Origin of the sequence: Actinoplanes sp. NPDC048988 (genome assembly GCF_043197815.1) — a bacterium.
GTDB lineage: Bacteria > Actinomycetota > Actinomycetes > Mycobacteriales > Micromonosporaceae > Actinoplanes.
In genome coordinates this window covers 24,527-47,176 of sequence record NZ_JBICTW010000013.1, presented here as the reverse complement: position 1 = coordinate 47,176, position 22,650 = coordinate 24,527, and the positions used below count along the sequence as shown (strand labels likewise).

Sequence of the window (22,650 nt, the reverse complement as noted above, 5' to 3'; positions counted from 1 at the left end):
GGCGGTAGGGACCTGCCTATCCGGGAGCCGTAGACACGCATGACTGAGGCCGTGAAGCCCGCCGCGATCCGCGCGGGCGGCGGCGCCCTGGCGCCGCTGCTGGTCGCGGCGGTCGCCACGCTGGCGGTCGTCGCGTGGCTGGTCGTGCGCGACCCCTCGGACGTGGTCTACGGCTACCTCGGCGGCCCGATCGCGCTGGTCGCGGCCACCTTCTCGCTGCAGCGGCTCGGTTCGACGGTGGTGCTGCCCCGGGTGGTGCGCGCGTTCTGGCGCCAGCTCGGGCACGCCGCGTTCATCCTGCTGGTCGGCTCGTCCACGGCCCTGGCGCTGGCCAACAACAACGCGGGCATGTCCCTCTACGTCGCCGTGCCGCTGCTGACCGGCGTGCTCTGGGCGATGACCGCCTTCCTGCGGCTGCCGATGGGCGACCGCACGGCGCTGGGCTGGTCGCGGGTGCTGCTCGACGGCGCCACCGTGGCCGTCGCCGGCACGCTCGTGTTCTGGTACGTCGTGCTCAGCTACGCCTCACCCGGCGCCGACCTGGTCACCCGGGCCGCGGCCGGGGTGGTCGGCGTGGCCGGCCTGCTCTGCCTGGTGGTGATCGGCAAGGCGGCGGCCCGCCCCGACGCCCCGGTCGACGCGCTGTCGCTGCGGATCCTGACCATCGCCCCGATGGTGGCGGTCGCCCTGGCCGTGCTGCTGATCGCCGGCGACGACACGTCCCGGCTCGTGCTCTCGGTGCTGGGCAGCCCGCTGGTGGCGCTCTCCTTCGCCGCGGCCGCCTTCCGCCAGCGCCGGGTCATCGAGCGGACCGCCGTGCTCAAGGCGCGCGGCCGCCGGTCCGTCTACGAGCTGCTGCCGTTCGTGGCCGTGCTGGCCACCGCCGCCCTGGTCACCGCGGTGTCGGCCCAGGAGATGGCCGGGCGCGACCTGACCGTCATCGTCGGCGCCGTGCTGATCGCCGCCCTGGTCGTGCTCCGGCAGCTGCTGGGCCTGCGCGAGAACCGCCAGCTGCTGGCCGGCCTGAAGGAACAGCAGGCCCAGCTCGAGCGGCTGGCCATGACCGACCCGCTGAGCGGGCTGGCCAACCGCACCCGGTTCAGCGCCGTGCTGGCCGAACGCCTGGCCGCCCACCAGCCCGCGACGGCGCTGCTGATCGACATCGACGACTTCAAGACGATCAACGACTCGATGGGCCCGGCCATCGGCGACCAGCTGCTCTACCAGATCGCCCAGCGCCTGCGGGCCACCAGCGCCGACGGCGAGCTGCCGGCCCGGCTCGGCGGCGACGAGTTCGCCGTCCTGCTCGACGTGGAGGAGCCGTCGTCGGCCGAGGCCACCGCCGGGCGCATCCTGGCCGCCCTGGCCGAGCCGTTCCGGGTCGGCGAACACCAGCTGCTGGCCCACGCCAGCCTCGGCATCGCCATCGCCGGTCCCGGCGACACCGCGGACGAGGTACTGCGCAACGCCGACATCGCCATGTACGCGGCGAAGGAGGGCGGCAAGGCGGCCTGGACCCGCTTCGAGCCGAAGATGCGGGCCGACGTGGTCAGCCACGCCCGGCTCGGCAGCGAACTGCACAACGCCATCATCCGGCGTGAGCTGTACCTGCTGTACCAGCCCGTCTTCGACATCGTCACCGGCCGGCTGCACGGGGCCGAGGCGCTGGTGCGCTGGAAGCACCCGGTGCGCGGCTTCGTCTCGCCGGGCGACTTCATCCCGGTCGCCGAGCGCTCCGGGCTGATCGTGCCGCTCGGCTCGTGGGTGCTGCGCGAGGCGTGCGAGCAGCTGGCCCGCTGGCGCCGGGAGCACGGCGACGGGGCGATCAAGGCGATCAACGTGAACGTGGCGGTGCGCCAGCTGCGCGAGTCCGGCTTCGTGGACGAGGTGGCGGCGGTGCTCAGCGAGACCGGGCTGCTGCCGCAGAACCTGGTGCTGGAGGTGACCGAGTCGTCGGTGGCCGACGGCCGCCAGGTGCGCGAGACGCTGCACGCCCTGCACGAGATGGGGGTGCGGCTGGCGCTGGACGACTTCGGCACCGGCCAGTCGTCGCTGTCGCTGCTGCGGGCGTTCCCGGTGGACGTGCTGAAGCTCGACAAATCGTTCGTCGACGGCATCACGGACGGCGAGGACCGGGGCCGCCTGGCGGTGGCGGCGGCGGTGGCCCAGCTGGCGGAGTATCTGCAGCTGTCGGCGGTGGCCGAGGGCATCGAGTCGCTGGCGCAGCTCGAACGGCTGCGCGAGATGGGCTACCGGCTGGGCCAGGGTTTCTACATGGCGAAGCCGCTGCCGGCCGAGGACGCCGGCGCGCTCATGAGCGCGAACGCGCCGGCCCCGGTGATGTACGCCGCGTGACGCCCACGGCCCGCCCTCCCAAGGGGGCCCCCGTCCCGCACCAGTCTGACCGAAAAGCGCGAGATCGTGCGGGCGGGCTGTGGACGACCGCGGAACTGTGGAAAACCTAGGCCGAAACTTCCTTGCGGTCGTCGGTCGCCCACAGCGTGTGGAACGAGCCTTCCTTGTCGACGCGGTGGTACGTGTGCGCGCCGAAGAAGTCCCGCTGGCCCTGGATCAGGGCGGCCGGCAGGCGCTCGGCCCGCAGGCCGTCGTAGTAGGCCAGCGCCGACGAGAAGCCCGGCGCCGGGATGCCCTGCGCCGCCGCGGTGGCCACGACCCGGCGCCAGGCGTCCTGGGCGCCGCTCACGGCGTCCAGGAAGTACTGGTCGACGAGCAGCGTCGCCAGCGACGGCGACTTGTCGTACGCCTGCTTGATGAAGTCGAGGAACTTGGCCCGGATGATGCAGCCGGCCCGCCAGATCTTGGCCATCGCGCCCGGGTCGATCTCCCAGCCGTACTCCTTGCTGGCCGCCTGGATCTGCTGGAAGCCCTGCGCGTAGGCGACGATCTTGGAGGCGAACAGCGCCTGCTCGACGTCGGCCTGCAGGTCACCGGCGTGGGCGCCGGTGGTCGCGGACGGGCCGGGCAGGCCGGCGTCGGCCGCCGCCTGGCGCACGTCGGCGCCGCCGGACAGGGCCCGGGCGAAGACCGACTCGGCGATGCCGCTGACCGGCACACCCAGGTCAAGGGCCGCCTGTACGGTCCAGCGGCCGGTGCCCTTCTGCTCGGCCTGGTCGAGCACCACGTCGACGAACGGCTTGCCCGAGGCCGCGTCGACCTGCTTGAGCACCTCGGCCGTGATCTCGATCAGGTAGGAGCCCAGCCGGCCCTCGTTCCAGCCCTGGAAGACGTCGGCGATCTCGGCCGGCGTGTGCCCGCCGACGCGGCGCAGCAGGTCGTACGCCTCGGCGATGAGCTGCATGTCGGCGTACTCGATGCCGTTGTGCACCATCTTGACGAAGTGGCCGGCGCCGTCCGGGCCGACGTGCACGCAGCACGGCTCGCCGTCGACCTTGGCCGAGATGTCCTCCAGCAGCGGGCCGAGCGCCTCGTACGACTCCTTGGAACCGCCGGGCATGATGCTCGGGCCGTGCAGGGCGCCCTCCTCGCCGCCGGACACGCCGGTGCCGACGAAGTGCAGGCCACGCTCGCGCAGGGCCGCCTCCCGCCGGCGGGTGTCCAGGTAGTGGGCGTTGCCGGCGTCGATGAGCATGTCGCCCTCCTCGAGCAGAGGGGCGAACTCGTCGATCACGGCGTCGGTCGGCGCGCCGGCCTTCACCATGATCACCACGCGGCGCGGGCGCTCCAGGCTGGCCACGAAGTCCTCGGCGCTCTCGGACGCGATGAACGTGCCCTCGTGACCGAACTCCTCCACCAGTTCCTTGGTGCGGTTGTACGACCGGTTGTGCACCGCCACGGTGTGCCCGTGACGGGCGAAGTTGCGGGCCAGGTTGCGCCCCATAACCGCGAGGCCGGTGACCCCGATCTGAGCCTTCTCCGTCATCACTGACACCCTTCAGTCGCTCTAGCCACGCGCTCATTCTTACGGGTTAATTGCGACGGTGGTTCGACCGTGTTCCGCGGTTCTCATTTATTGGCGGCGCGGCACGTGGGCTGGACGCCGCCTGAGATCGGCGCGGCGGTAGGCTTCAGCGCATGTCGAGCGGGACCCACTGATCGATGAAGCGCGGCGAGATCTGGACCATCGGCAACCGGACGGATCTGCGCTACCGCGTGCTCGTGCTCTCCGCTGACACGTTCAACGACCGGAACAACGCCTCACCGTTCTGCGCGCCCATCGTCCGCCAGCGCGGTGTGACGGAGCTTCCGCCGTACGCGGTCGCCCTCACCGAGCAGGACCCGATCACCGGCGTCGTGGTCGTCAACCGGATGCGCCGCCTGCCCGCCGCCATCGGTGCGGAGCGTATCGGCATGGTCACCGGGCAGAGCATGGCCCGTCTCACCGAGGCCATGCGGTCGCTGTTCGAGCTCTGAACACCGTTCCTCGAGCTCGGAAAACCGTTCGGCCCACCCCATTCGTGTGACGGCGGGCGTTGTTCGCCGCAGGGAGGGCCCGCTCCGTATGAACGGCCGATGACGACCCCGGTCCGGCTGACGTATTCAGGAAGCCGGAGTCGTACGGGACGGGAGTGATCGGGTGGGACAGGCGTATGCCGCCGCGGTCGAGAGTTTGCGGCCCGCGGTGACCACCGACCCCGGCGAGGCCGGCCGGCTCACCGTCGAGCGCGCGGTCGGGCTGCTGGCCGGCCGCGCCCGGTGCCGCCTGGCCGAGGCCCACCGCCACCTGCTGCGGATGGGCGCCGAGCAGGGCCGCGACCTGATCGAGGTGGCGAGCGGGGTGATCCGCTCGCTCGACGTCTCCGACCCGGACACCGCGCCCATCTCCGGCCTGGAGACCGGCCGGCCCCCGGTTTCGCCGGCCGGCCCGGTCCGGCGGTTCGCGCCCTGGCTGGGCATGGTTCAGCGGGTCCTCGACGTGGTGCCCGGCATGGCCTGCTTCCTGACCCCCGAGCGCGATCCGTCCGGCCGGCTGGTCGATCTGGTCTGGGCGGCGGTCAGCCCCGAGGCGGTCGCGCCGAACGGCCTGCGCGGCAGCCAGCTGCTCGGCCTGCGCATCTCCGAGCATTTCCCCGAGGCCCTGGCGAGCGACCGCTGGCAGGCCTACCAGCAGGTGCTCGACGCCGGTGGCCCGGCCGTGCTGGGGCCGTTCCGGCACGGCGACGGGCTCTACACCGTGCGCGCCCACCGGCTCGGCGTGGGCCTGCTGCTGAACTGGACCCGGCACGACGAGCGGCCGGGCGGGGTGAGCGACCGGCTGGCCGGCACCGAGCTGCTGGGCAACCTCGGCTGGGGCGAGTGGGACCTGGTCAGCGGCGAGATCTACTGGTCGGAGCAGGTCTACCGGATCTACGAGCGCGACCCGCGGCTGGGCCCGCTGAGCCGGGAGGAGTCCGACGCGCTCGCGGTGCCCGAGGACGAGCCGCTGCGCGAGGCGGCCCGGGTCGCCTTCGAGCGCGGCGAACGGGTCGACGTGACCACCCGGGTGCGGATCGGCGGGCGGACCAAGTTCCTGCGTACGGTGGCCGACGCCAGCCGTGACGCCGACGGCCGGCCGCTGCGCATCTTCGGCATCGTGCAGGACATCACCGAGCGGGAGACCAGCGCCCAGCGCCTGGCCGACGTGGAACGCCAGCTCGACGAGCAGCGCCGGGACCTGGCGGCCGAGCACGAGCTGGCGGCCAAGCTCCAGCGCATCATCCTGCCCCTGCCGGACGGCCCGATCGAGCTGCCCGGCCTCAAGGTGGCCCTGCGCTACCTGCCGGCCGGCGAGGAGAGCCTGGTCGGCGGCGACTGGTACCACGCGGCCGAGCTGCGCGACGGCTCGGTGCTGCTCGCGGTCGGCGACGTCGCCGGGCACGGCACCCGCGCCGCCAAGACGATGGCCCAGCTCCGGCACGCGCTGCGGGCCCTGGCCGTGACCACCGGCGACCCCGGCGAGCTGCTGCGCCACCTGAACGCGCTCACCTGCGACCTCGAGCGGGAGACGCCCGAGCTGGCCGCCACCGCTGTCGTCGCCCGCTACGACCCGGCCCGCCGGGAGATCGTCTGGGCCCAGGCCGGCCACCCGCCGCCCCTGCTGAGCCGGGACGGCCGCACGGCGCCGCTGGAGAGGCCGGCCGGGCCGATGCTGGGCGTGCTCGACGACGCCCGCTACGAGACCGCCCGGCTCGACCTGCGCCTGGGCGACCTGCTGCTGCTCTACACCGACGGCCTGGTCGAGCACCGCCACCGCGGCCTCGACGACGGGCTGGCCACGGTGATCCGGACGGTCGACCAGGCCGTGCGGGCCAACCCCCGCCAGCCGCTGGGCGAGCTGCTGTCCCGGCTGCGCCAGGCCAACCCGGGCGACGACACCTGCATCCTGGCCGCCCGGCCGGTAAGCGGGGAAACCAAAGATCTTCGGCGCTACTTGTCGGGAGTCTGACCCACCGGGGCCGGATCCGGGAGATCATGTCGCCCGTGACGGGTCGTACGTTCGGGGTTCTCTCGCCCTTCGTCGGTGGCGACTACTACGGCGCGATCATCGCCGGGGTGAACGACGCCGCCGTGGCGGCCGGCGACCGGATCATGGCCATCCAGACGCTCGATCCCGGCTCGTACAGCGCCGACCGCAGCGGGCTGCCGGACTTCCGGCGGCCGGTGTCCTGGAAGCATCTGAACGGTCTCATCGTGCTGCCGGGGGCGCTGCACGCCTCGTACGCCAAAGGGGCCCGCCGGGCCGGTCTGCCCGTGGTGTCGGTGGGGCAGAAGCTCGACGAGTGCGCGGCCGTGCTGGCCGACAACCGCTCCGGCCTGCGCGACGCGGTCGGGCACCTGCTCGGGCACGGGCACGAGCGGATCGCCTACGCCGGTCACCTGGCCCACTTCGACCTGCGGGAACGCCTCGAGGGTTACCGTGAGGCCCTGCTCGCGCACGGCATCGAACCGGATCCGGAGCTGGTGTTCGACTCGGGCGACAACCACGAGAGCGGCGGCGAGGTGGTGGCCGACGTGCTGCTGCGCCGGGGCGTGCCGGTCAGCGCGGTCGTCTGCGGCACCGACCGCAACGCCATCGGCCTGATCGGCCGCCTGGCCGGCGCCGGATACCGGGTGCCGGGCGATGTGGCGGTGGTCGGTTTCGACGACATCGTCGACGCCACCTACATGCGGCCCAGCCTCTCCACGGTCCGCCAGCCGGTCGAGGATGTCGGCACGACGGCCCACCGGCTGGTCTGCGCGCCGGACGACACCGACAGCGCGTACGTCGCGACGACGTTCGTGCGGCGCGGCTCGTGCGGCTGCCCCGGCATCGGGCTGCCGGTCAGCGAGGAGCGGACCCGGTCGCTGTTCGGCGAGGTCCGCTACCTGCAGGAGACGTTGAACGTGCAGCACGAGCTCGGCATCGACCTGCTCGGCGCGCACGAGCGCGACCCCCGCGCGCTGGCCTGGCTGCAGCGCACCGCGCTGACCGCCGGCTGCCTCGGGCTGTGGAACCACTCGGCGGTGCCGGCCCGCGACACCGAGCTGAGCGTCGTGGGGGAGTACCCGGGGCGGCCGGGCTGGGCCGGCGAGCAGATGCGGGTCAGCGAGTTCCCGCCGGCCGGCCTGTTCGCGATGGCCGACGGCGCCGCCGGCGAGATCGTCTTCGTGGTGCCGGTGCGCAGCGGCCTGCGGGACTGGGGTGTGCTGGCCGCGATCGGCACGGTCCAGCAGAGCACCCCGGCCGGCCGGGAGATCATGAACCACTCGGGGGCGCTGCTGGCCACCGCCCTCGACCGGGGCGCGATGGTGGCGGCCCTGCGCGAGCAGGAGCAGAAGCTGCGCGACGCGGCCCTGCACGACGCGCTGACCGGCCTGCCCAACCGGGTGCTGCTGGCCGACCGGCTCGAGCAGGCCGGCCTGCGGTCGCAGCGCCGGCCCGACCACCGGTTCGCCGTGCTGCTGCTCGACCTGAACGGGTTCAAGGCGGTGAACGACTCGCTCGGCCACGCGGCCGGCGACGTGCTGCTCATCGAGGTGGCCCGCCGCCTGACCGGTCTGCTGCGCGAGTCGGACACGGTGGCCCGGCTCGGCGGCGACGAGTTCGTGGTGCTGCTCGACGGCCTGCGCGAGCCGGGCGCGGAACGTGTCGTCCGGGACGCCATCGCGACCAGGCTCTGCGAGCCCTACTGCATCGACGGCGAGCAGATCGAGGTCGGCGTGAGCATCGGCGTGGCCCTCTCGGGCGACGGCTCCACCGACCCCGACCGCCTGCTGCGCGAGGCCGACGCCGCCATGTACCGGGCCAAGCCGGTCAGCCGCAAGCGCTAGTCAGGGCAGACTCCAGGTCTGCTCGGCGGAGCCGGCGCACTCGGTGACCTTGGTGGCGGCGCCGGAGCGGCCCGGGTCGGTGAGGCACTTGCCGTTGGCGGCGATCAGAGACCCACCTTCGCCGGTACGCCACGACCCCGCCCCGTCGCAGGAGCCGACTCGCACGGTCCCGTCGCCGCCGGGGGTGGCGCACTTGCCGTCGACGTGCAGGGTGCCGTCGGTGGCCAGGGTGAAGGTCTGCGCGTCGCCGCCGGCGCAGCCGGCCACGTTGACCGGGCTGCCGTCGATGCCGAACAGTCCGCCCCGGGTCAGGCAGCGGCCGCTGGCGGCGGTGATCGCGCCGGTGCGGTCGACGGCCGGGGCCGTGGTCGGCGCCGACGTCGGCGCGGCCGGGGAGGTCGCCCCCGGCACCAGGGGCTGGAGGGACCCGCTCACCGCGATGCTGGGGGTGGCGCTCACGCTCGCGCTGGCACTCGCGCTGGCCGACGGGCTCGCGCTGGCCGAGGAGCTGGCGCTGGCCGAGGCGGCGGCCGCGCTCTTCGACGCGGCGGCCACCGAGGAGTCCGGGATCGGGGCCCGGGCCGGCATCGCGGGCAGGGCGGCGCCCGGCTGCGGAAGCTCGGGGCCGGAGCCGAGGCCGAAGACGAAGAACGCGGCCACGCCGGCGGCGAGCAGAGCGCCACCGGCGAAGATGGCCAGCCGCAGAATCGGGATGTCGGTCCGCCTCGGCGGCTTGCTCTCCTCTTCCGCGGGCTCCTCGACCGTGGGCTGCACAACGGTCGAGGCGTCGTCCCCGGGCTCGGGCCACTTCTCCGCGTCCTCGACGGCGGTGAACTCGGTGGTGTCCACGCTCGTCGAGACGTACGGGCGAACGAGTACAGGATCCTCGCGATCCGGCGTATCGGTCATCTTGCTCCCTCCGGCCGGATCAAGATACGCGACATTCGCCCGAATCGATCAACCGATACCGCACTTTAACCGTACGTATTCTCGTGTTTCCGGCGCGCGTCCGTCCACACTGTCCGGGCGCGCCGGACGAGCGCCGCGTTGTCCGCCGCCGGCGTGCCGTCGGGCAGCGTCAGGGTGTCCTCGAGCCCGATCCGGGTGGGCAGGCCCAGAGCCCCGGCGTGCGCGATGAGCGGCCAGCAGGCGTCGTTCTCGCCGTGCAGCAGCGCCTCGGGAACCCGCCGCAGGATGGCGTCGGCCGCCGCCACGGCCGCGTCGGCCGGCACGTCGATGATCTCGACGAGGATCCGCAGGAGCGGCAGCCCTTCGAGCGCGTCCACATCGGCCGGTGACCAGACACCCGCCTCGACACCGACCCCGGAGCCGTCGAGGAGACGTACGAGATCGGCGAAGCCCGGCTCGTGGACGTTCACCGAGGCGAAATCGGGCCGCACCCGCCACCCGGCGACCAGTTCGGCCCGCCGCCGCGGATCGCCGCCGGTCATCCAGATGCCCGTCGACACCCCGACCGGAAGCCCGGGGCAGGCCGCGCGGATCGCCGTGACGGCGGCGCCGATGTCGTCGCCGTGCAGGGACTCCCGCCCATCGGCGTCCCGCGGGTGCACGTGAACGGCCGCGGCTCCGGCCGCGGCCGCCTTCTCAGCGGCGTCGGCCAGCTCGTCCGGAGTGATCGGCGCCGGCGACGGGCGGCCACCGTTGAGGCAAGCTTTGATCCACACACCAGCCATGGTGCACGACGGCCGCTCACCGCCCGATGACGCCGGCCACCTCGGTGCGGGACGCGATGCCCAGCTTGCGCAGGATGCTGGAGACGTGCACGGCCGCCGTCTTGGGCGAGATGTAGAGGCGCCGGGCCAGCTCGGTGTTCGTCAGCCCGTCGCTGATCAGCACGGCCACCTCCCGCTCGCGCGGCGTCAGGGCGGCCGGACCGGTGACGGCCTCCGGCGCGTCGGCCGGGGCCAGGCCGAGCCGGGCCCGGACCTGGTCGAGCTGGGCCACCCGCCAGCCGCCCCACCCCCGCAGCAGGGACGCGGCCACCTCGACGTGCGCCGTCGCCTCGGCCCGCCGGTCCTGGGCCAGCAGGCAGCGCGCGGCGCCGGCCCGGATCGTGCCGCGCAGCGCCGGGCCCAGCGCCGGATCCTCGGTGATCGACTCGTAGCCGGCCAGGGCCTCGGCCAGCCGGCCGTGCACCTCGGCCAGCTGCGCCTCGACCAGTGTCCGGTAGGCGTCCCACACCTCGGCGTCGAGCAGCACGGCGGCCGTCCGGTCGAGCCGGTCCACCGGCAGGCCGAGCTCCAGCGCGGCCGAGACCAGGTCGTGGGCCTGCTCGCCGCTGCGCCAGTTCTGCTCGGCCAGATCGGCCATCAACTCCTTCAGGGCCGCCTCGGCCCTCGGCAGGTCGTGCCGGCGGCAGGCCAGGTGGAAGGCGAGGCCGGGGATCGTGGTCGGCGGGTTGTTCGGCAGCGTGGCCAGGTCGTCGATGATCTGGTCGACCCGGTCGAACTCGCCGGCCTCCAGGTAGAGCCCGGCCAGGAAGACACCGTGGAAGTCGGCCCAGCGGCCGCGGCGCTGGTAACCGCGATCCTGCTCGCGGCCCTCCTCGAGCGCGGCGATGGCCGCGCGCAGGTCACCGGCCCGGATGGCCAGCCGGGCCCGGCCCTGGAAGTACGTGGCCACCGACAGCGACTCCAGGCCGGCCCGCTCGGCGTCGACCCGCATCCGCTCCAGGATCTCGGCGTGCTCGGCAGGCGAGGTGGGCGGCGCGTCCTGGACCAGCTTGTTCAGGGCCCGGGCGGCCAGCACCCACTCGCCGGCCTTCTCGGCCTCGTCGACCAGGGCGGACAGGATCTCCCGGCCCTCGGCCGAGCTCTGTGCCCGCTCGGTCAGCGTCGAGCCCTTCTCCAGCAGCGCGGTCAGCCGTACGGCGGGCAGGTCGAACTCGGCCGCGAGAGCCAGCGCCCGGTCGCACCAGAGCAGCGCGTCCTCGAACTCGTCACGCAGGTACGACGACTGGGCGATGGCCGTCATCGCGCGGGCCTGGGCGGCGCCCGGCGGCAGCTGCGCGATCAGGGTCTCGATGTCGCCGGTCAGGGCCCGCATCTGGTCGTATTCGCGGGACTCCCAGGCGATGCGCACCAGCAGGTAGAGCGCCTCGGCCCGGTCGGTCGCGGCCGGGGCCAGGCCGTGCCAGCGCCGCCCGTAGCGCAGGGCGTCGTCCAGCAGCCCGGCCAGCCACGACGCCCGGGCCGCGCCGGCCAGCAGGTCGGTGTCGTCGGGCACCTCGTCCAGGCCCATCTCGGCCAGCTGCAGCGCCTGGTAGGCGGAGCCGATCGACAAATAGAGGGCGGTGCCGCCGCGGGCCGCCGCGATCATGTCGTCGTACCGCCCGGCGCCGCGCGCGTGGTGGGCCACCATGGCCGGGTCGGAGGTCCCGCCGCGCAGCAGCACGTCGAGCGCGGCCTCGTGCAGCCGGCGCCGCTGCCGGCCGAGCATCTGGTCGGCGATCGCCTCGCGGACCAGCGCGTGCCGGAACGCGAACTCGTCCTCACCGGACTCGACCAGCACGCCCCGGGTGACCAGGTCGCGCAGCACGGCGATGAGCTCGTCCTCGCCGGCGCCGGTCACGTCGGCGAGCAGGTCGAACGGGATGCGGTGGCCGAGCACGGTCGCCGCCTCGACGATCCGGTGGCTGAGCGGTTCCAGGTCGTCGACCTGGCGGCGCAGCACCTCGGCCAGGCTCCACGGCAGCGGCTGCTCGACGAGCGCCTCCACGGCGTACCCGGGAAGGGCTCGCAGCAGTTCCTCCAGGAAGAAGGGGTTGCCGCCGGTGCGGTGATGCAGCGCCGTGGCGGCCCGTAACGGCGCCGGCGCGCCGGTGACCGCGGCGAGCAGGGCCGCCGTCTGGGCCGGGGTCAGGCGATCCAGCCGCACGTGGGTGACCGCGTGCCGCCGTTCCAGCCGCGCCAGCAGTCCGGCCACCGGCTGCCGCCGGTCCACCTCGTCCGGCCGGTACGTACCGATCAGCAGCCGCGGGCCGCGCTGGTCGGCGATCCGCTCGAACAGGGCCGCGCTCTCCGAGTCGGCCCAGTGCAGGTCCTCGAAGACGATGACCGCCGGCGCGTCCCCGATCAGGTCGGCCAGGATGGCCAGCCCCGTGTGCAGCCGCTCGACCGGGCTCCGGCTGGCGTCGGCCAGCGCGGCCAGCTGCTCCTCGTCGACCTCGGGCCGACCGTCGATGGCGTCCAGGAGCACCTCGTACGGCCGGGACAGCGACCCCGGTTCGGCCTGTCCGACCAGCACCACCGTCTCGGGCGGAACCTGGGCCAGCACCTCGTGCACCAGCCGCGTCTTGCCGATGCCGGGCTCGCCGGCGATCACCGCGACCGCCGCGCCCTCGGACGCCGGCGGAGCGAGCCGCACCAGCCGGCGCAGCTCGCTCTCGCGCCCGATCATCACCGGGCTGGCACCGCCACGGAAGGTTCGCACGAGGCCAGGTTACCGGTGCTCCGTTCCGTGCCGCTCGGGCTGGATCGCCGGTTCGAGCACGTAGACGGGCATGTCGCGGTTCGGGGCCCGGCGGGCGTACTGGGCCCATCCGGGGTAGATCTTCAGGCCCTGCTCCCAGATGCGGTCGCGGCGGTCGCCGGTGGCCAGGACCGCGGTGACCTCGCGGGTCTCGTTGTCGACGACGACTGTCGCGTGTGGGTTCGCCCGCAGGTTGTAGTGCCATGCCGGGTGGCGGTCCTGGCCCCAGTTCGAGGCGATCACGGCCAGGCCCTCCGAGGTGGGCAGGCCGAGCAGCGGGAGGGTGCGCCGGGCGCCGCTGCGGGCGCCGGTCGTGGTGAGCATGACGACGGGCAGGCCGGTGACGAGGCTGGCGAAGGTGTGCCGGCCGTCGGTGAGCCGGAACAGGGGCCGGTCGATGCGATGCAGGAACCGGGCGAACGCCCACGAGGCGGGTGCGGTCGCGCACACGCGGCGCATCGCCTGGCGGGTCGCGCCGGCCCGCGCGTAGTTGTAGGTCATGGTGCGAGATCCCAACGGGGCATGGAGGCGGTCGGGGGGACCACCGCGTCCGCCGCAGAGTAGGACATCACCTCGGCGGTGGCGTGGCGGATGTAGGCGCACATGGACGCGCGGGCGGCCGGGTCGGTGATGGTGGCCTCGGCGGCGGCGTCGAAGCAGGCGACGAAGCGCTCGCCCAGATCGTCGTCGGCGCCCGAGTTGGCGTGCAGCCGCAGCAGGGCGAGATGGCCGCCGTAGGTGGTGGAGAACACCGGCGGGCCACCGAAGACCTCGCCCCAGTAGTGGGCCAGGCGCTGCACATGGTCGGGGTGCCGCCGGCGGGAGAACGGATGTTCCAGGACCGGGTCGGCCACGCAGCGGCGGTGGAAGTCACCGGCCAGGGCCAGCATCGCCGGGGCGCCCCCGGCGGCCTCGAAGAGGGACATCACCGCATTGTGCGCGCCCACCGCCCGTACGTCTGCCGGGTATGTCCGACGTATGGGGCGAAACGGCGAGGGTATCGCCAAGGCATGCACCGGTACGGAGATGAGGTGGCGGCGATCGCCCGGCCCCTGGTCGACGAGGGTGATCTGGACATCCTCATCGATCGGATCGGCTCGGCCCGGGTGGTGATGATCGGCGAGGCCAGCCACGGCACGCACGAGTACTACGAGTGGCGCTCCGCGCTCACCCGGCGGCTGATCGCCGAGCGCGGCTTCTCGTTCGTGGCGGTCGAGGGCGACTGGCCGGACTGCGAACGGGTCGACGCGACCGTGCGGGGCGGCAGCGCGCGGCCGGAGGAGGCGCTGAAAGGTTACGAGCGGTGGCCGACCTGGATGTGGGCGAACGAGGAGGTGGCCGACTTCGCGCTCTGGCTGCGCGCCTTCAACCTCAACAACGGGCGCGGCGCCGGCTTCCACGGGCTCGACGTCTACTCGCTGTGGGAGTCGATGCGCCAGATCCTCACCTGGCTGCGCGAGCACGACCCGGCCCAGGTCCCGGCCGCGCTGGCCGCCTACCGCTGCTTCGAGCCGTTCGCCGAGGACCCGCACGCGTACGCGTGGGCGACCCGGTTCGTCAACGCCTGCTGCGAGGACGACGTCGTCCGGATGCTCATCGACTTGCGCGGCCGCGACCTGGCGGTGTGGCAGAACGCCGAGGTGGTGGCGGGAGCCGAGCACTACTACCGGTCGATGATCGCCGGTGGCCCGGCCTCGTGGAACATCCGCGACCGGCACATGGACGCCACCCTGGCCCGCCTGCTCGACCACTACGGCGACGGCGCCCAGGCGGTCGTCTGGGCCCACAACACCCACGTCGGCGACGCCAACGCCACCGACCAGGCGGCACACGGCGAGGTGACGATCGGTTCCCTGGCCCGCGAGCGCTACGGCGCCGACCAGGTGGCGCTGGTCGGCTTCGGCAGCTACCGGGGCACGGTGATCGCCGGCCGCGACTGGGGCTCACCGATGGAGGTCATGCCGGTGCCGCCGGGCCGGTCCGGCTCGCTCGAGGAGATCCTGCACGCGGAGGCGCCCCCGCGGGCGCTGTTCGTCTTCCCGCCGATCGCGGATCGCCCCGACTTCCTCGTCGACCCGCTGTCGCATCGCGCGATCGGCGTCGTCTACCGCCCCGAACGCGACAACTGGGCCAACTACGTCCCGTCGGTGCTGGGTGACCGCTACGACGCCTTCCTCTGGTTCGACGAGACCTCGGCCGTACGCCCGTTGCACCCGTTCCACATCGACGCCCGCGAGCCGGAGACCTACCCCAGTGGTGTCTGATCCCTTGACGGACAGCCGTCGCAGCGTAATCTAAACCCATCGGTTGATAAACCGAAAGGTTTAGAGAGTGGGTAGAGCTGATCATGACCGCGGACCCGATCGACGGCGTCTTCGCCGCCCTGGCCGATCCGACGCGGCGGGCGATCCTGGCCCGGCTGGCGACCGGGGACGCCACGGCCGGTGAGGTGGCCGCCGGGTTCCCGATCAGCCCGCAGGCGATCTCCAAGCATCTGAACGTGCTGGAGGCGGCGGGCCTGATCGCGCGCACCCGCGAGGCCCAGTGGCGACGGTGCAGCATCGTGCCGGCGCCGCTGCGGGCGGTCGCGGAGTGGGCCGAGCAGTACCGGCGGCTGTGGGAGCAGCGCTACGACACCCTCGACACCTACCTGGAACACCTTCAGGAGGAATCGTGAGCATCACCGTCCAGACCCCCACCGACACCACGATCGTCATGTCCCGCTCGTTCACCGCCCCCCGCGAGCTCGTCTACGCCGCGCACACCCAGGCCGAGCACCTGCGGCACTGGTGGGGCCGCGGCAACCCGCTCGACGTCGAACTCGACTTCACGGTCGGTGGCAAGTGGCGCTTCGTCGAGCACGCCGACGGCCGGGAGCACCCGTTCCGCGGCGAGGTCCGCGAGATCGACCCGCCGAACGGCTTCACCTGGACCTTCGAGTACGAGCCGATGGCCGGCCACGTCGCCGTCGAGAAGTTCGTGTTCACCGAGTCCGGCGGCGTCACGACGGTCACCTGCACCAGCACGTTCAGCAGCCCAGACGACCGCGACGGCATGCTGAAGAGCGGCATGGAGGTGGGCGCCGAGGAGTCCTACCGGGCCCTCGACGCCCACCTCGAGAAGATCAAGCAGGGGTGAGTACGACCACCGGGATGATCCGGGTTGTCTTGGTCTGATAATCGGCCCAGCCCGGATCGTCGGCGGCCGCCTCGGCGAAGGCGCGGTCCCGGTCCGCCCCGGCCAGCGGGGTCGCCACGGCGTCGTAGGAGCGTGTGCCGTCCTCGACCCTGACCCGGGGGTCGGCCAGGACATTGTGGAACCAGTCCGGGTTCTTCGGCGCCCCGGCCGCGGAGGCGATGACCACAATGCCGCTTTCGTACGGACGGCAGGCCAGCGGCGTGGTGTGCTGAGCCCCGGTCCGGGCGCCGCGAGTGGTCAGCAGGATGAGCCCGGCCTGGCCCCGGCCGGCGCGGAACTCGTCGATGATCTGTTTGTTGTACGGGTTGGGCATGAGTCGCTTTCTGCTCGGTGTCGACGGACGTCTCATCACCGAACAGAAGGCGGCCCCCGGATCAAACGTCGGCCGGGTGCCCCACTAAGTCATGGCCCGAGGCCGACCCGGCAGTCACGAGAGTGACCTTAGCGGTCACACGCCGCCGGTCACCACCCGGATTCTCGTGGTGAAGGTGGTCGGCCAATCGAGATAGTCGGCCACGGCGGCGGTGGCTTCGGGCCGGCGTTCCGGCGGTACGGAATCGAGCAGCCGCCGCCCGGCATGCGAACCGATCCAGCCGATCAGCTGCTCGGCGTCGCGGAAGTGGCTCCTGATGTCGAGTTCGCTCACCTTCGTACGGGAGAAACCGGCCTGTGCCATCGCCGAGCGCAACGATTCCACCGAGCCGAACATGGCGTGGTGGCTGTGGTCCGGCGGCGGATCGTCGCCGATGCGGGCCAGGATGCGCATGACGTTGCGGTGGCGGGGGTCGGGCGCGGCGAACGAGCTGAAGGCGAGGCGGCCGCCGGGCTTGAGGAAACGGCGATAGGTGGCCAGGGCGCCCGGCGGATCGGGCAGGAAGAACAGCACCATGGCGGCGGTGACGACGTCGAGGGACCGGGCCGGGAAGTCCGGGTCCTGAGCGTCGCCGAGCCGCACGGTCACATTGCGCAGCGAGGCGGTGGCCGCGGCGGTGCGCGACACCATGCCGGGCGCGAGATCGATGCCCGTGACATGACCGGTCGGCCCGACGAGCCGGGCGGCCGGCAGCAGGGCGGCACCCCGGCCGCACCCGACATCGAGGACGCGGTCGCCGGGCCTCGGCGCGGCGGCCCGGACCACCGCTTCGGCCATCGGCTTGAAGAAGTCGACGCCGACGCTGTCGTACTCGCCGGAGACGCGGTCGAACACGTCGATGATGTTCATTGGGCCAGCATGGCAGCCGGGCGCATCCCCGGGGGAGACGGCACTTCGTCAGGTCTGGTGGGTGGGCGTTCCGGACGTGAGCCGGGTGGTGGATCGGGCCCAGCGGCCCGTCGTGATCAGAGCGAGGAGCAGAACGGCGACGCCCAGGCCGACGATGATCCACCAGCCGGCGTGGCTGGCCTCGGCGAAGCCGGCGGTACTGCCGGCCACCACCGCGCCGATCACGGCCACGCCCAGGGAGGTGCCCACCTGGCGGCTGGTCGAGGCGATGGCGGCGGCCACGCCGGCCTGCTCGCGGGGCATGCCGGAGACGGCGGTCTGGGTGATCGGGGAGTTGACCATGGCGAAGCCGAAGCCGAACACGACGTAGCAGGCGAACAGCAGCCAGACCGGGGTGTCCGGGGTCAGCTGGGTCAGCGGCAGGATGCCGGCGACGAAGGCGACGCCGGCCAGCGTCAGCGGCAGCCGGGTGCCGCGCGAGCCGACGATCCGGCCGGAGAGAGGGGAGAAGACGACGGTCATGGCCGCGAACGGCAGCGTGTACAGGCCGGCGTGCAGGGCCGACAGGCCCCGGGTGTCCTGCAGGTAGAGCGTGTTCAGGAACAGGAAGCCGGCCAGGGAGCCGAACGCCGACACCGCGATCAAGGTGGCCCCGCTGAACGGCACGCTCTTGAAGAAGCGCAGCTCGATCAGCGGTTCCGCGCGCCGCGGCTCGTAGAGCAGCAGTGCGGCCAGGGCGAGCGCGCCGAGCAGGAAGCAGCCGAGGATTTTCGGCGAGGTGAAGCCGGCGCCGGGACCCTCGATGATCCCGTAGGTGACCGAGGCGAGCAGCACGAACACGATGACCTGGCCGACCGGGTCGAGCCGGCGCGGGTGCGGCGCCCGCGATTCCGGCACGAACCGCCACGCCAGCAGGAAGGCGGCCACGCCGACCGGCACGTTGACCCAGAAGATCGCCCGCCAGTCGATCGCGTGCACCAGGAAGCCGCCGAGCACCGGCCCGACGGCCAGGCTGACCCCGACGACCGCGCCCCAGACGCCGATCGCCCGGGCCCGCTCCTTGGCGTCGGTGAACGTGTTCGTGATGATCGACATGGCGACCGGGTTGAGCATCGAGCCGCCGACGGCCTGCACCATCCGGAAGACGATCAGCCATCCGAGGCTGGGGGCGAGACTGCACAGCAGCGAGCCCGCGGTGAACAGGGCAAGCCCGGTCTGGAACACCCGCCGCCGCCCGATCCGGTCGGCCGTCGACCCGGCCAGCACGAGCAGACTGGCCAGGACCAGGGTGTACGCGTCGATCGTCCACTGGAGCCCCGACAGCGACGCGCCCAGATCGTCCTGCAGCGACGGCAGCGCGATGTTCACGATCGTGTTGTCCATGCCGACGATGAACAGACTGCAACAGCAGATGGCAAGAACCAGATAACGACGCGACACAAGATCGTTTATACGCGTACGCCCTCAGGCGTACCCACCGAAGCGCGCCCAGACCGCATCGTGGTCGTCGTCGAGAACCGTGCGCACCCGCCGGGCCAGCTCATCACCGGCGGGCGGCCGCGCCAGCGGGTAGACGGCCAGCTGAAGATCTCGCAGCCGCCGCAGAGCAGGCCACGCCGGCGAATCCCGAACGTCGAACCCGTACACCTCCACCAGCCGCCCATAGTCACCCGGGTCACGCCGAAACCGCTCCACCCCGTGGGCCGCCGGCACGAGATCGACCTCGGGCGGCCCCCATGCCACAGTGTCGAGATCGCACAGCACCGCCCCACGCCCCGGATCCCGAAGCAGATTGCCGGTGTGCGCATCCCCATGCACCGTCCCCACTCCTAATTCACCGAAGGTCGGGCCCGCTGCCAACTCGTCCGCAATTTCGCGGCATATAGCGGCCAGCCGACCGCGCAGATCCTCGGTTGTCAGGCCGAGCGCGGCTGGGGCCCAGTCCGGCGGCAACGGGCGGTTCACAGCGGCGTGAATCGTGCCGGGCAGATCCCACGGCGGTAACTCGATCGGCAAGCGGCAACGATGCAGCCGGCGCAACGGCTCCGCCAGGGCGGCGGCCGGGAAGCGTTCCGGCGGTGGGGGCGGCAGCAGGTGCCAGGCGGTGGCCGACCAGCCCTCGGCCCGCGCCGGTTCCGGGGTCCACAGCCGCACGGTGGGCGCGCCCGCTTCGGTGAGCGCGGCTGCCACCCGTACCAAATGGGAATCGGAAAGAGAGTCGGGGGACAGCCGGATCACCACTCGAGCGCGGGTAAAACGGATGACCGCGTGGATCGAATGTTGCAGCGGATCGGCCTCGGCGAGGTCCAAACCCCATTTCCGGCATATCGCGGCCAAGGGTGCTTTACGCAGGTGAACGCGGGGTTCAGATGACATGCGGGGAGCCCTTTCATGGACGTGAGGTAAACGGCAGGAATTCGATCTTCCGGCGATCGGAAAATTGCTGGCGTGCATTACCGTGGCCGTTGTGCCAGCAGTTCTCGAAGGGCTTCGGAAAACGGGAACCCCGGCCCGCCTGCGCCGCTGGGTGACCGTCATCGTGCTGACCGCGGCCGCCCTGCTCGTCAGCACCAGCCTGCTGATGGCCCGGGTCCAGGAGCAGGTTCGGGTCATCGGTGACGACGCCGCGCCGCAGGCCGCCACCGCCGCCGATCTGTACTTCGCGCTCAGCGACATGGACGCGCAGGTCGCCCGCCTGGTCCTCAGCAACGGCAAGGAGTCGCTGGCCAACAGCCAGACCGACGCGCTCGGCACCTACCGGGAGCGCGGGCGCCAGGTCGACGCCGACCTTCAGACGCTCATGGCCTCCTCGGTCGGCGTCCTCGACCTGATGGACGGCCTGTCCACCTACCGCGAGCGGGTCTGGCAGGCCCTGACCGCCGGTCCGGGTGCCGCCGGTTACTACACGCAGGCCACCAACGTGCTTCACCTCGACCTGCTCCCCGAAGCCGAGCGGCTCCGCACCCTCAGCGAACAGAGGCTCGACCGGGCGTACGCCGCCAAACAGACCACGCAGATGTGGGCCGTGGCCCTGGCCGCGCTTCTGGGTCTCGCCCTGATGGTTCTGCTTCTGGCCTTCCAGGTCTGGCTGGCCCGCCGGTTCCGCCGATTGTTCAACCCCGCCCTGATCGTCGCCACCCTGCTCACCGTGGCCCTGGCCGGGCCGGCCATCGCCGTCCTGGTCGTGCAGGAGCAGCGGCTCGGCGCGGCCCGCGACGACAGCCTGCGGCCGTTCCTGGCGCTCTCCTCGGCGCGGGCCGTCAGCTACGACGCCGCCGCCGACACCAGCCGCTACCTGATCAGCGACAAGCTCGCCTTCTACAAGCACGACTTCGACCGTAAGGCCGATTTCCTGGACGGCGAGGCGGGGCTGCGCGCCGTTGCGGCCGGGAGCGACGTCAGCCCGTACGACACCGATCAGGTCGTGACCCGATGGCGTGCCTACCGGCAAGCGCACGGGCGGATCCTCACCCTGGCCGACCAGGGCCGCGACGCGTCGGCGATCGGCTACCTGACCGGCATCCGCCGCGGTGACGCCGTGTTCGACTTCTCCTACTACGACGCCGCGGTCGCCGCGATCGCCGACGAGCGCCGGGACGCTTTCGACGACGCCCTGCGTACGACGTCACGGTTGCTCACCGGCTGGACCTGGATCCCGGTCGGCGTGCTCGGCCTGGTGATCCTGCTGGTGCCGTTCTCCGTCCGCCGGCGATTCGCCGAATACCGATGAGGGAGTGTCAGTGAGACTCCGCGCGCTGGCCCTGGCGTTGCTGCTGGCCGTGGGCGCCTGCGGCGCGCCGCGCACCGACGGCGACGCGGCGCCGATCGCCTGCGCCGAGGGCTCCGTCACCGCGCAGGGTTCGTCGGCGCAGGCCACCGCGATCAGCGCCTGGATCAAGAACTACCAGGTGAGCTGCCCGAAGGCTTCCCTGGTGTACGCCAGTACCGGCTCCGGGGCCGGCCTGCGCGCCTTCTACGGCGGCACCGGCACCTTCGTGGGCTCGGACTCCCCGGTCGCCGCCGCCGACGTGGCCAAGGCGACCGCCCGCTGCGCCTCCGGCCCCGTGGTCCACCTGCCCATGGTGATCGGCCCGATCGCGCTGGCCTTCACCGTGCCCGGCGTGGACGAACTGCGCCTGGCCCCGGCCACGATCGCCGCCCTCTTCACCGGCAAGATCAGGACCTGGGACGACCCACGGATCACAAAGGACAATCCCGGCCTGACCCTGCCCTCGACTCCCGTCCGCACGATCCACCGCGCCGACAGCTCCGGCACGACCGACAACTTCACAAGGTTCCTGGCGGCCACCGCCCGGGCCGACTGGCCCTTCCCGCCCGGCCCGGCCTGGCCCGCCCCCGGCGGCCTCGCCCAGCACGGCAGCAACCGCGTGGTGGCGGCCATCGAAAGCACCGACGGCGCGATCGGTTACGTCGAGTCCTCGTACGCCCGCTTCCACCACCTCCCGACCGCCCACGTCGGCAACGCCGCCGGCGTGTTCGTCCCGCTGACCGACGGGGCCGCCGCCCGCACGGTAGCCGCGGCCAAGGTCACCGGCGCCGGCCACGACCTCCAACTCCAGATCGACTACACCACCAAGGACCCCTCGGCCTACCCCCTGGTCCTGGTCACCTACGAGATCGTCTGCCGCTCGGGCACACCCGCCCTGGTCAAGAGCTTCTTGACGTACGCCGCCAGCCCCACCGGCCAGCAAACGGCGACAAGCCTGGGCTACGCGCCCCTACCGGACTCCTTACGCGACCGAGTATCAGCTGCCGTCAATTCCCTCTGACGTTCCCATGCGATTCTGTCCGCGTGGAACTCCTCCTGGAAACGCTTCGAGCCCGGGCCTACGATCCCGCCTGGCGTTTCGACGACGCTCCCGTTCCCGTCGAGTGGGCGACACGGCACTATGGGGAGATTTCCCGGGAGGGCCGCGCCTTCCGCAGTGACGGCATGGTCTTCTATGCGGCCGGCGCGGTCGAGGCGATCGAGTACTACCGGGACGCACCGCGGGGCCCGCTCCACCCGCCCGCCACAGCGGCCGATGTCGAGAACGCCGAACGGCAGATCGGGCGACCGCTGCCCGAACTGCTCAGGCGCCTGTACAGGGAAGTCGCCGACGGCGGGTTCGGCCCCGGTCCCCGCGGTTTCACCAGGATCGACGAGGTGGGCGCGCTCCATCGGCGGGATCGGGAGCACGGCCGGCCCGAGTCGTGGTTCGAGCTCGCTCCCGGCGGCTGCACCATGTACTGGTACACCGACTTCGCAAAGCCCGGCAACCCGGTCCTGCTGTACGACGCCGACGGCTGGGACCCGCACGACGGCGAGAGCCCCCGGGACGGCGTCCGCCAGGTCACTCCGTCGCTCCACGAGTGGCTCGGAACGTGGGCCGAGGGCGGCGACATCTGGGCCGCGGCCCGGAAACAGTGATGCCCGGCGAGTGTGACTCGCCGGGCATCGGGGCGGTGCC

20 protein-coding genes are annotated in these 22,650 nt (G+C 72.5%); 10 read left to right on the top strand and 10 right to left on the bottom strand.

Features of this window, described 5'->3' with window-relative positions:
• Window positions 1-39: 39 nt before the first annotated feature.
• Window positions 40-2,355 (top strand): EAL domain-containing protein, encoded by a 2,316-nt coding sequence (locus ACGFJ7_RS32160; protein WP_360253279.1) that lies wholly within the window; start codon window positions 40-42, stop codon window positions 2,353-2,355.
• A gap of 106 nt (window positions 2,356-2,461) precedes the next feature.
• Here the strand turns inward: ACGFJ7_RS32160 and gndA are convergent, their stop codons facing one another.
• The gene (gene gndA, locus ACGFJ7_RS32155; protein WP_360253277.1) at window positions 2,462-3,901 is read right to left on the bottom strand and encodes an NADP-dependent phosphogluconate dehydrogenase; all 1,440 of its coding nucleotides are present in this window, start codon (window positions 3,899-3,901) and stop codon (window positions 2,462-2,464) included.
• Window positions 3,902-4,077: 176 nt separating this feature from the next.
• Between gndA and ACGFJ7_RS32150 the strand changes: the two genes are divergently transcribed.
• From ACGFJ7_RS32150 to ACGFJ7_RS32140, 3 genes are all read left to right on the top strand, one after another.
• On the top strand, window positions 4,078-4,392 hold the full coding sequence (locus ACGFJ7_RS32150; RefSeq protein ID WP_360253275.1) for a type II toxin-antitoxin system PemK/MazF family toxin: 315 nt from the start codon (window positions 4,078-4,080) through the stop codon (window positions 4,390-4,392).
• 163 nt (window positions 4,393-4,555) lie between these two features.
• On the top strand, window positions 4,556-6,403 hold the full coding sequence (locus ACGFJ7_RS32145) for a SpoIIE family protein phosphatase (protein WP_360253273.1): 1,848 nt from the start codon (window positions 4,556-4,558) through the stop codon (window positions 6,401-6,403).
• 35 nt (window positions 6,404-6,438) lie between these two features.
• Window positions 6,439-8,268, top strand: a complete 1,830-nt coding sequence (locus ACGFJ7_RS32140; protein WP_392645500.1) for a diguanylate cyclase domain-containing protein — start codon at window positions 6,439-6,441, stop codon at window positions 8,266-8,268.
• On the opposite strand, the gene ACGFJ7_RS32135 is transcribed toward ACGFJ7_RS32140, so the two are convergent.
• From ACGFJ7_RS32135 to ACGFJ7_RS32115, 5 genes are all read right to left on the bottom strand, one after another.
• Entirely contained in the window at window positions 8,269-9,177 is a 909-nt protein-coding gene (locus ACGFJ7_RS32135) for an RICIN domain-containing protein (RefSeq protein WP_360253269.1), read from the bottom strand.
• Between the two features lie 65 nt (window positions 9,178-9,242).
• Entirely contained in the window at window positions 9,243-9,953 is a 711-nt protein-coding gene (locus ACGFJ7_RS32130) for a 3-keto-5-aminohexanoate cleavage protein (RefSeq protein ID WP_392645498.1), read from the bottom strand.
• 25 nt (window positions 9,954-9,978) lie between these two features.
• Window positions 9,979-12,720 (bottom strand): ATP-binding protein, encoded by a 2,742-nt coding sequence (locus tag ACGFJ7_RS32125; protein ID WP_392645496.1) that lies wholly within the window; start codon window positions 12,718-12,720, stop codon window positions 9,979-9,981.
• Window positions 12,721-12,729: 9 nt separating this feature from the next.
• Window positions 12,730-13,260, bottom strand: coding sequence for a nitroreductase family deazaflavin-dependent oxidoreductase (locus ACGFJ7_RS32120; protein ID WP_360253263.1), 531 nt, complete (start codon window positions 13,258-13,260; stop codon window positions 12,730-12,732).
• Complete coding sequence (locus tag ACGFJ7_RS32115) at window positions 13,257-13,685, bottom strand: hypothetical protein (RefSeq protein ID WP_392645494.1); 429 nt, start codon at window positions 13,683-13,685, stop codon at window positions 13,257-13,259. Before ACGFJ7_RS32115 ends, ACGFJ7_RS32120 begins: the two co-directional genes overlap by 4 nt.
• 84 nt (window positions 13,686-13,769) lie before the next feature.
• On the opposite strand from ACGFJ7_RS32115, the gene ACGFJ7_RS32110 reads away from it, so the two are divergent.
• The 3 genes from ACGFJ7_RS32110 (at window position 13,770) to ACGFJ7_RS32100 (ending at window position 15,897) form a co-directional block, all read left to right on the top strand.
• The gene (locus tag ACGFJ7_RS32110) at window positions 13,770-15,023 is read left to right on the top strand and encodes an erythromycin esterase family protein (protein ID WP_392645492.1); all 1,254 of its coding nucleotides are present in this window, start codon (window positions 13,770-13,772) and stop codon (window positions 15,021-15,023) included.
• Window positions 15,024-15,106: 83 nt separating this feature from the next.
• Window positions 15,107-15,436, top strand: a complete 330-nt coding sequence (locus tag ACGFJ7_RS32105; RefSeq protein ID WP_360253259.1) for a metalloregulator ArsR/SmtB family transcription factor — start codon at window positions 15,107-15,109, stop codon at window positions 15,434-15,436.
• Window positions 15,433-15,897, top strand: coding sequence for an SRPBCC family protein (locus ACGFJ7_RS32100; protein WP_360253257.1), 465 nt, complete (start codon window positions 15,433-15,435; stop codon window positions 15,895-15,897). Before ACGFJ7_RS32105 ends, ACGFJ7_RS32100 begins: the two co-directional genes overlap by 4 nt.
• Here the strand turns inward: ACGFJ7_RS32100 and ACGFJ7_RS32095 are convergent.
• From ACGFJ7_RS32095 to ACGFJ7_RS32080, 4 genes are all read right to left on the bottom strand, one after another.
• A complete protein-coding gene (locus ACGFJ7_RS32095) occupies window positions 15,884-16,270 on the bottom strand; it encodes a nitroreductase/quinone reductase family protein (protein WP_392645490.1) in 387 nt (128 codons plus the stop codon). The two genes, ACGFJ7_RS32100 and ACGFJ7_RS32095, sit on opposite strands and share 14 nt — an antisense overlap.
• Window positions 16,271-16,405: 135 nt before the next feature.
• Entirely contained in the window at window positions 16,406-17,179 is a 774-nt protein-coding gene (locus ACGFJ7_RS32090) for a methyltransferase domain-containing protein (protein WP_360253253.1), read from the bottom strand.
• A 48-nt stretch (window positions 17,180-17,227) separates the two neighbouring features.
• Window positions 17,228-18,619 (bottom strand): MFS transporter, encoded by a 1,392-nt coding sequence (locus ACGFJ7_RS32085; protein WP_360253251.1) that lies wholly within the window; start codon window positions 18,617-18,619, stop codon window positions 17,228-17,230.
• A 24-nt stretch (window positions 18,620-18,643) separates the two neighbouring features.
• A complete protein-coding gene (locus tag ACGFJ7_RS32080) occupies window positions 18,644-19,489 on the bottom strand; it encodes a phosphotransferase (RefSeq protein ID WP_392645488.1) in 846 nt (281 codons plus the stop codon).
• 157 nt (window positions 19,490-19,646) lie between these two features.
• Here ACGFJ7_RS32080 and ACGFJ7_RS32075 point away from each other — a divergent pair, with 157 nt between their 5' ends.
• From ACGFJ7_RS32075 to ACGFJ7_RS32065, 3 genes are read left to right on the top strand one after another with little or no spacing between them, the layout of a single operon-like run.
• A complete protein-coding gene (locus ACGFJ7_RS32075) occupies window positions 19,647-20,909 on the top strand; it encodes a hypothetical protein (protein ID WP_360253247.1) in 1,263 nt (420 codons plus the stop codon).
• 10 nt (window positions 20,910-20,919) lie between these two features.
• Window positions 20,920-21,969 (top strand): phosphate ABC transporter substrate-binding protein PstS, encoded by a 1,050-nt coding sequence (gene pstS, locus ACGFJ7_RS32070; protein WP_360253245.1) that lies wholly within the window; start codon window positions 20,920-20,922, stop codon window positions 21,967-21,969.
• 23 nt (window positions 21,970-21,992) lie between these two features.
• The gene (locus ACGFJ7_RS32065) at window positions 21,993-22,610 is read left to right on the top strand and encodes an SMI1/KNR4 family protein (protein WP_360253243.1); all 618 of its coding nucleotides are present in this window, start codon (window positions 21,993-21,995) and stop codon (window positions 22,608-22,610) included.
• The last annotated feature ends 40 nt before the right edge of the window (window positions 22,611-22,650 follow it).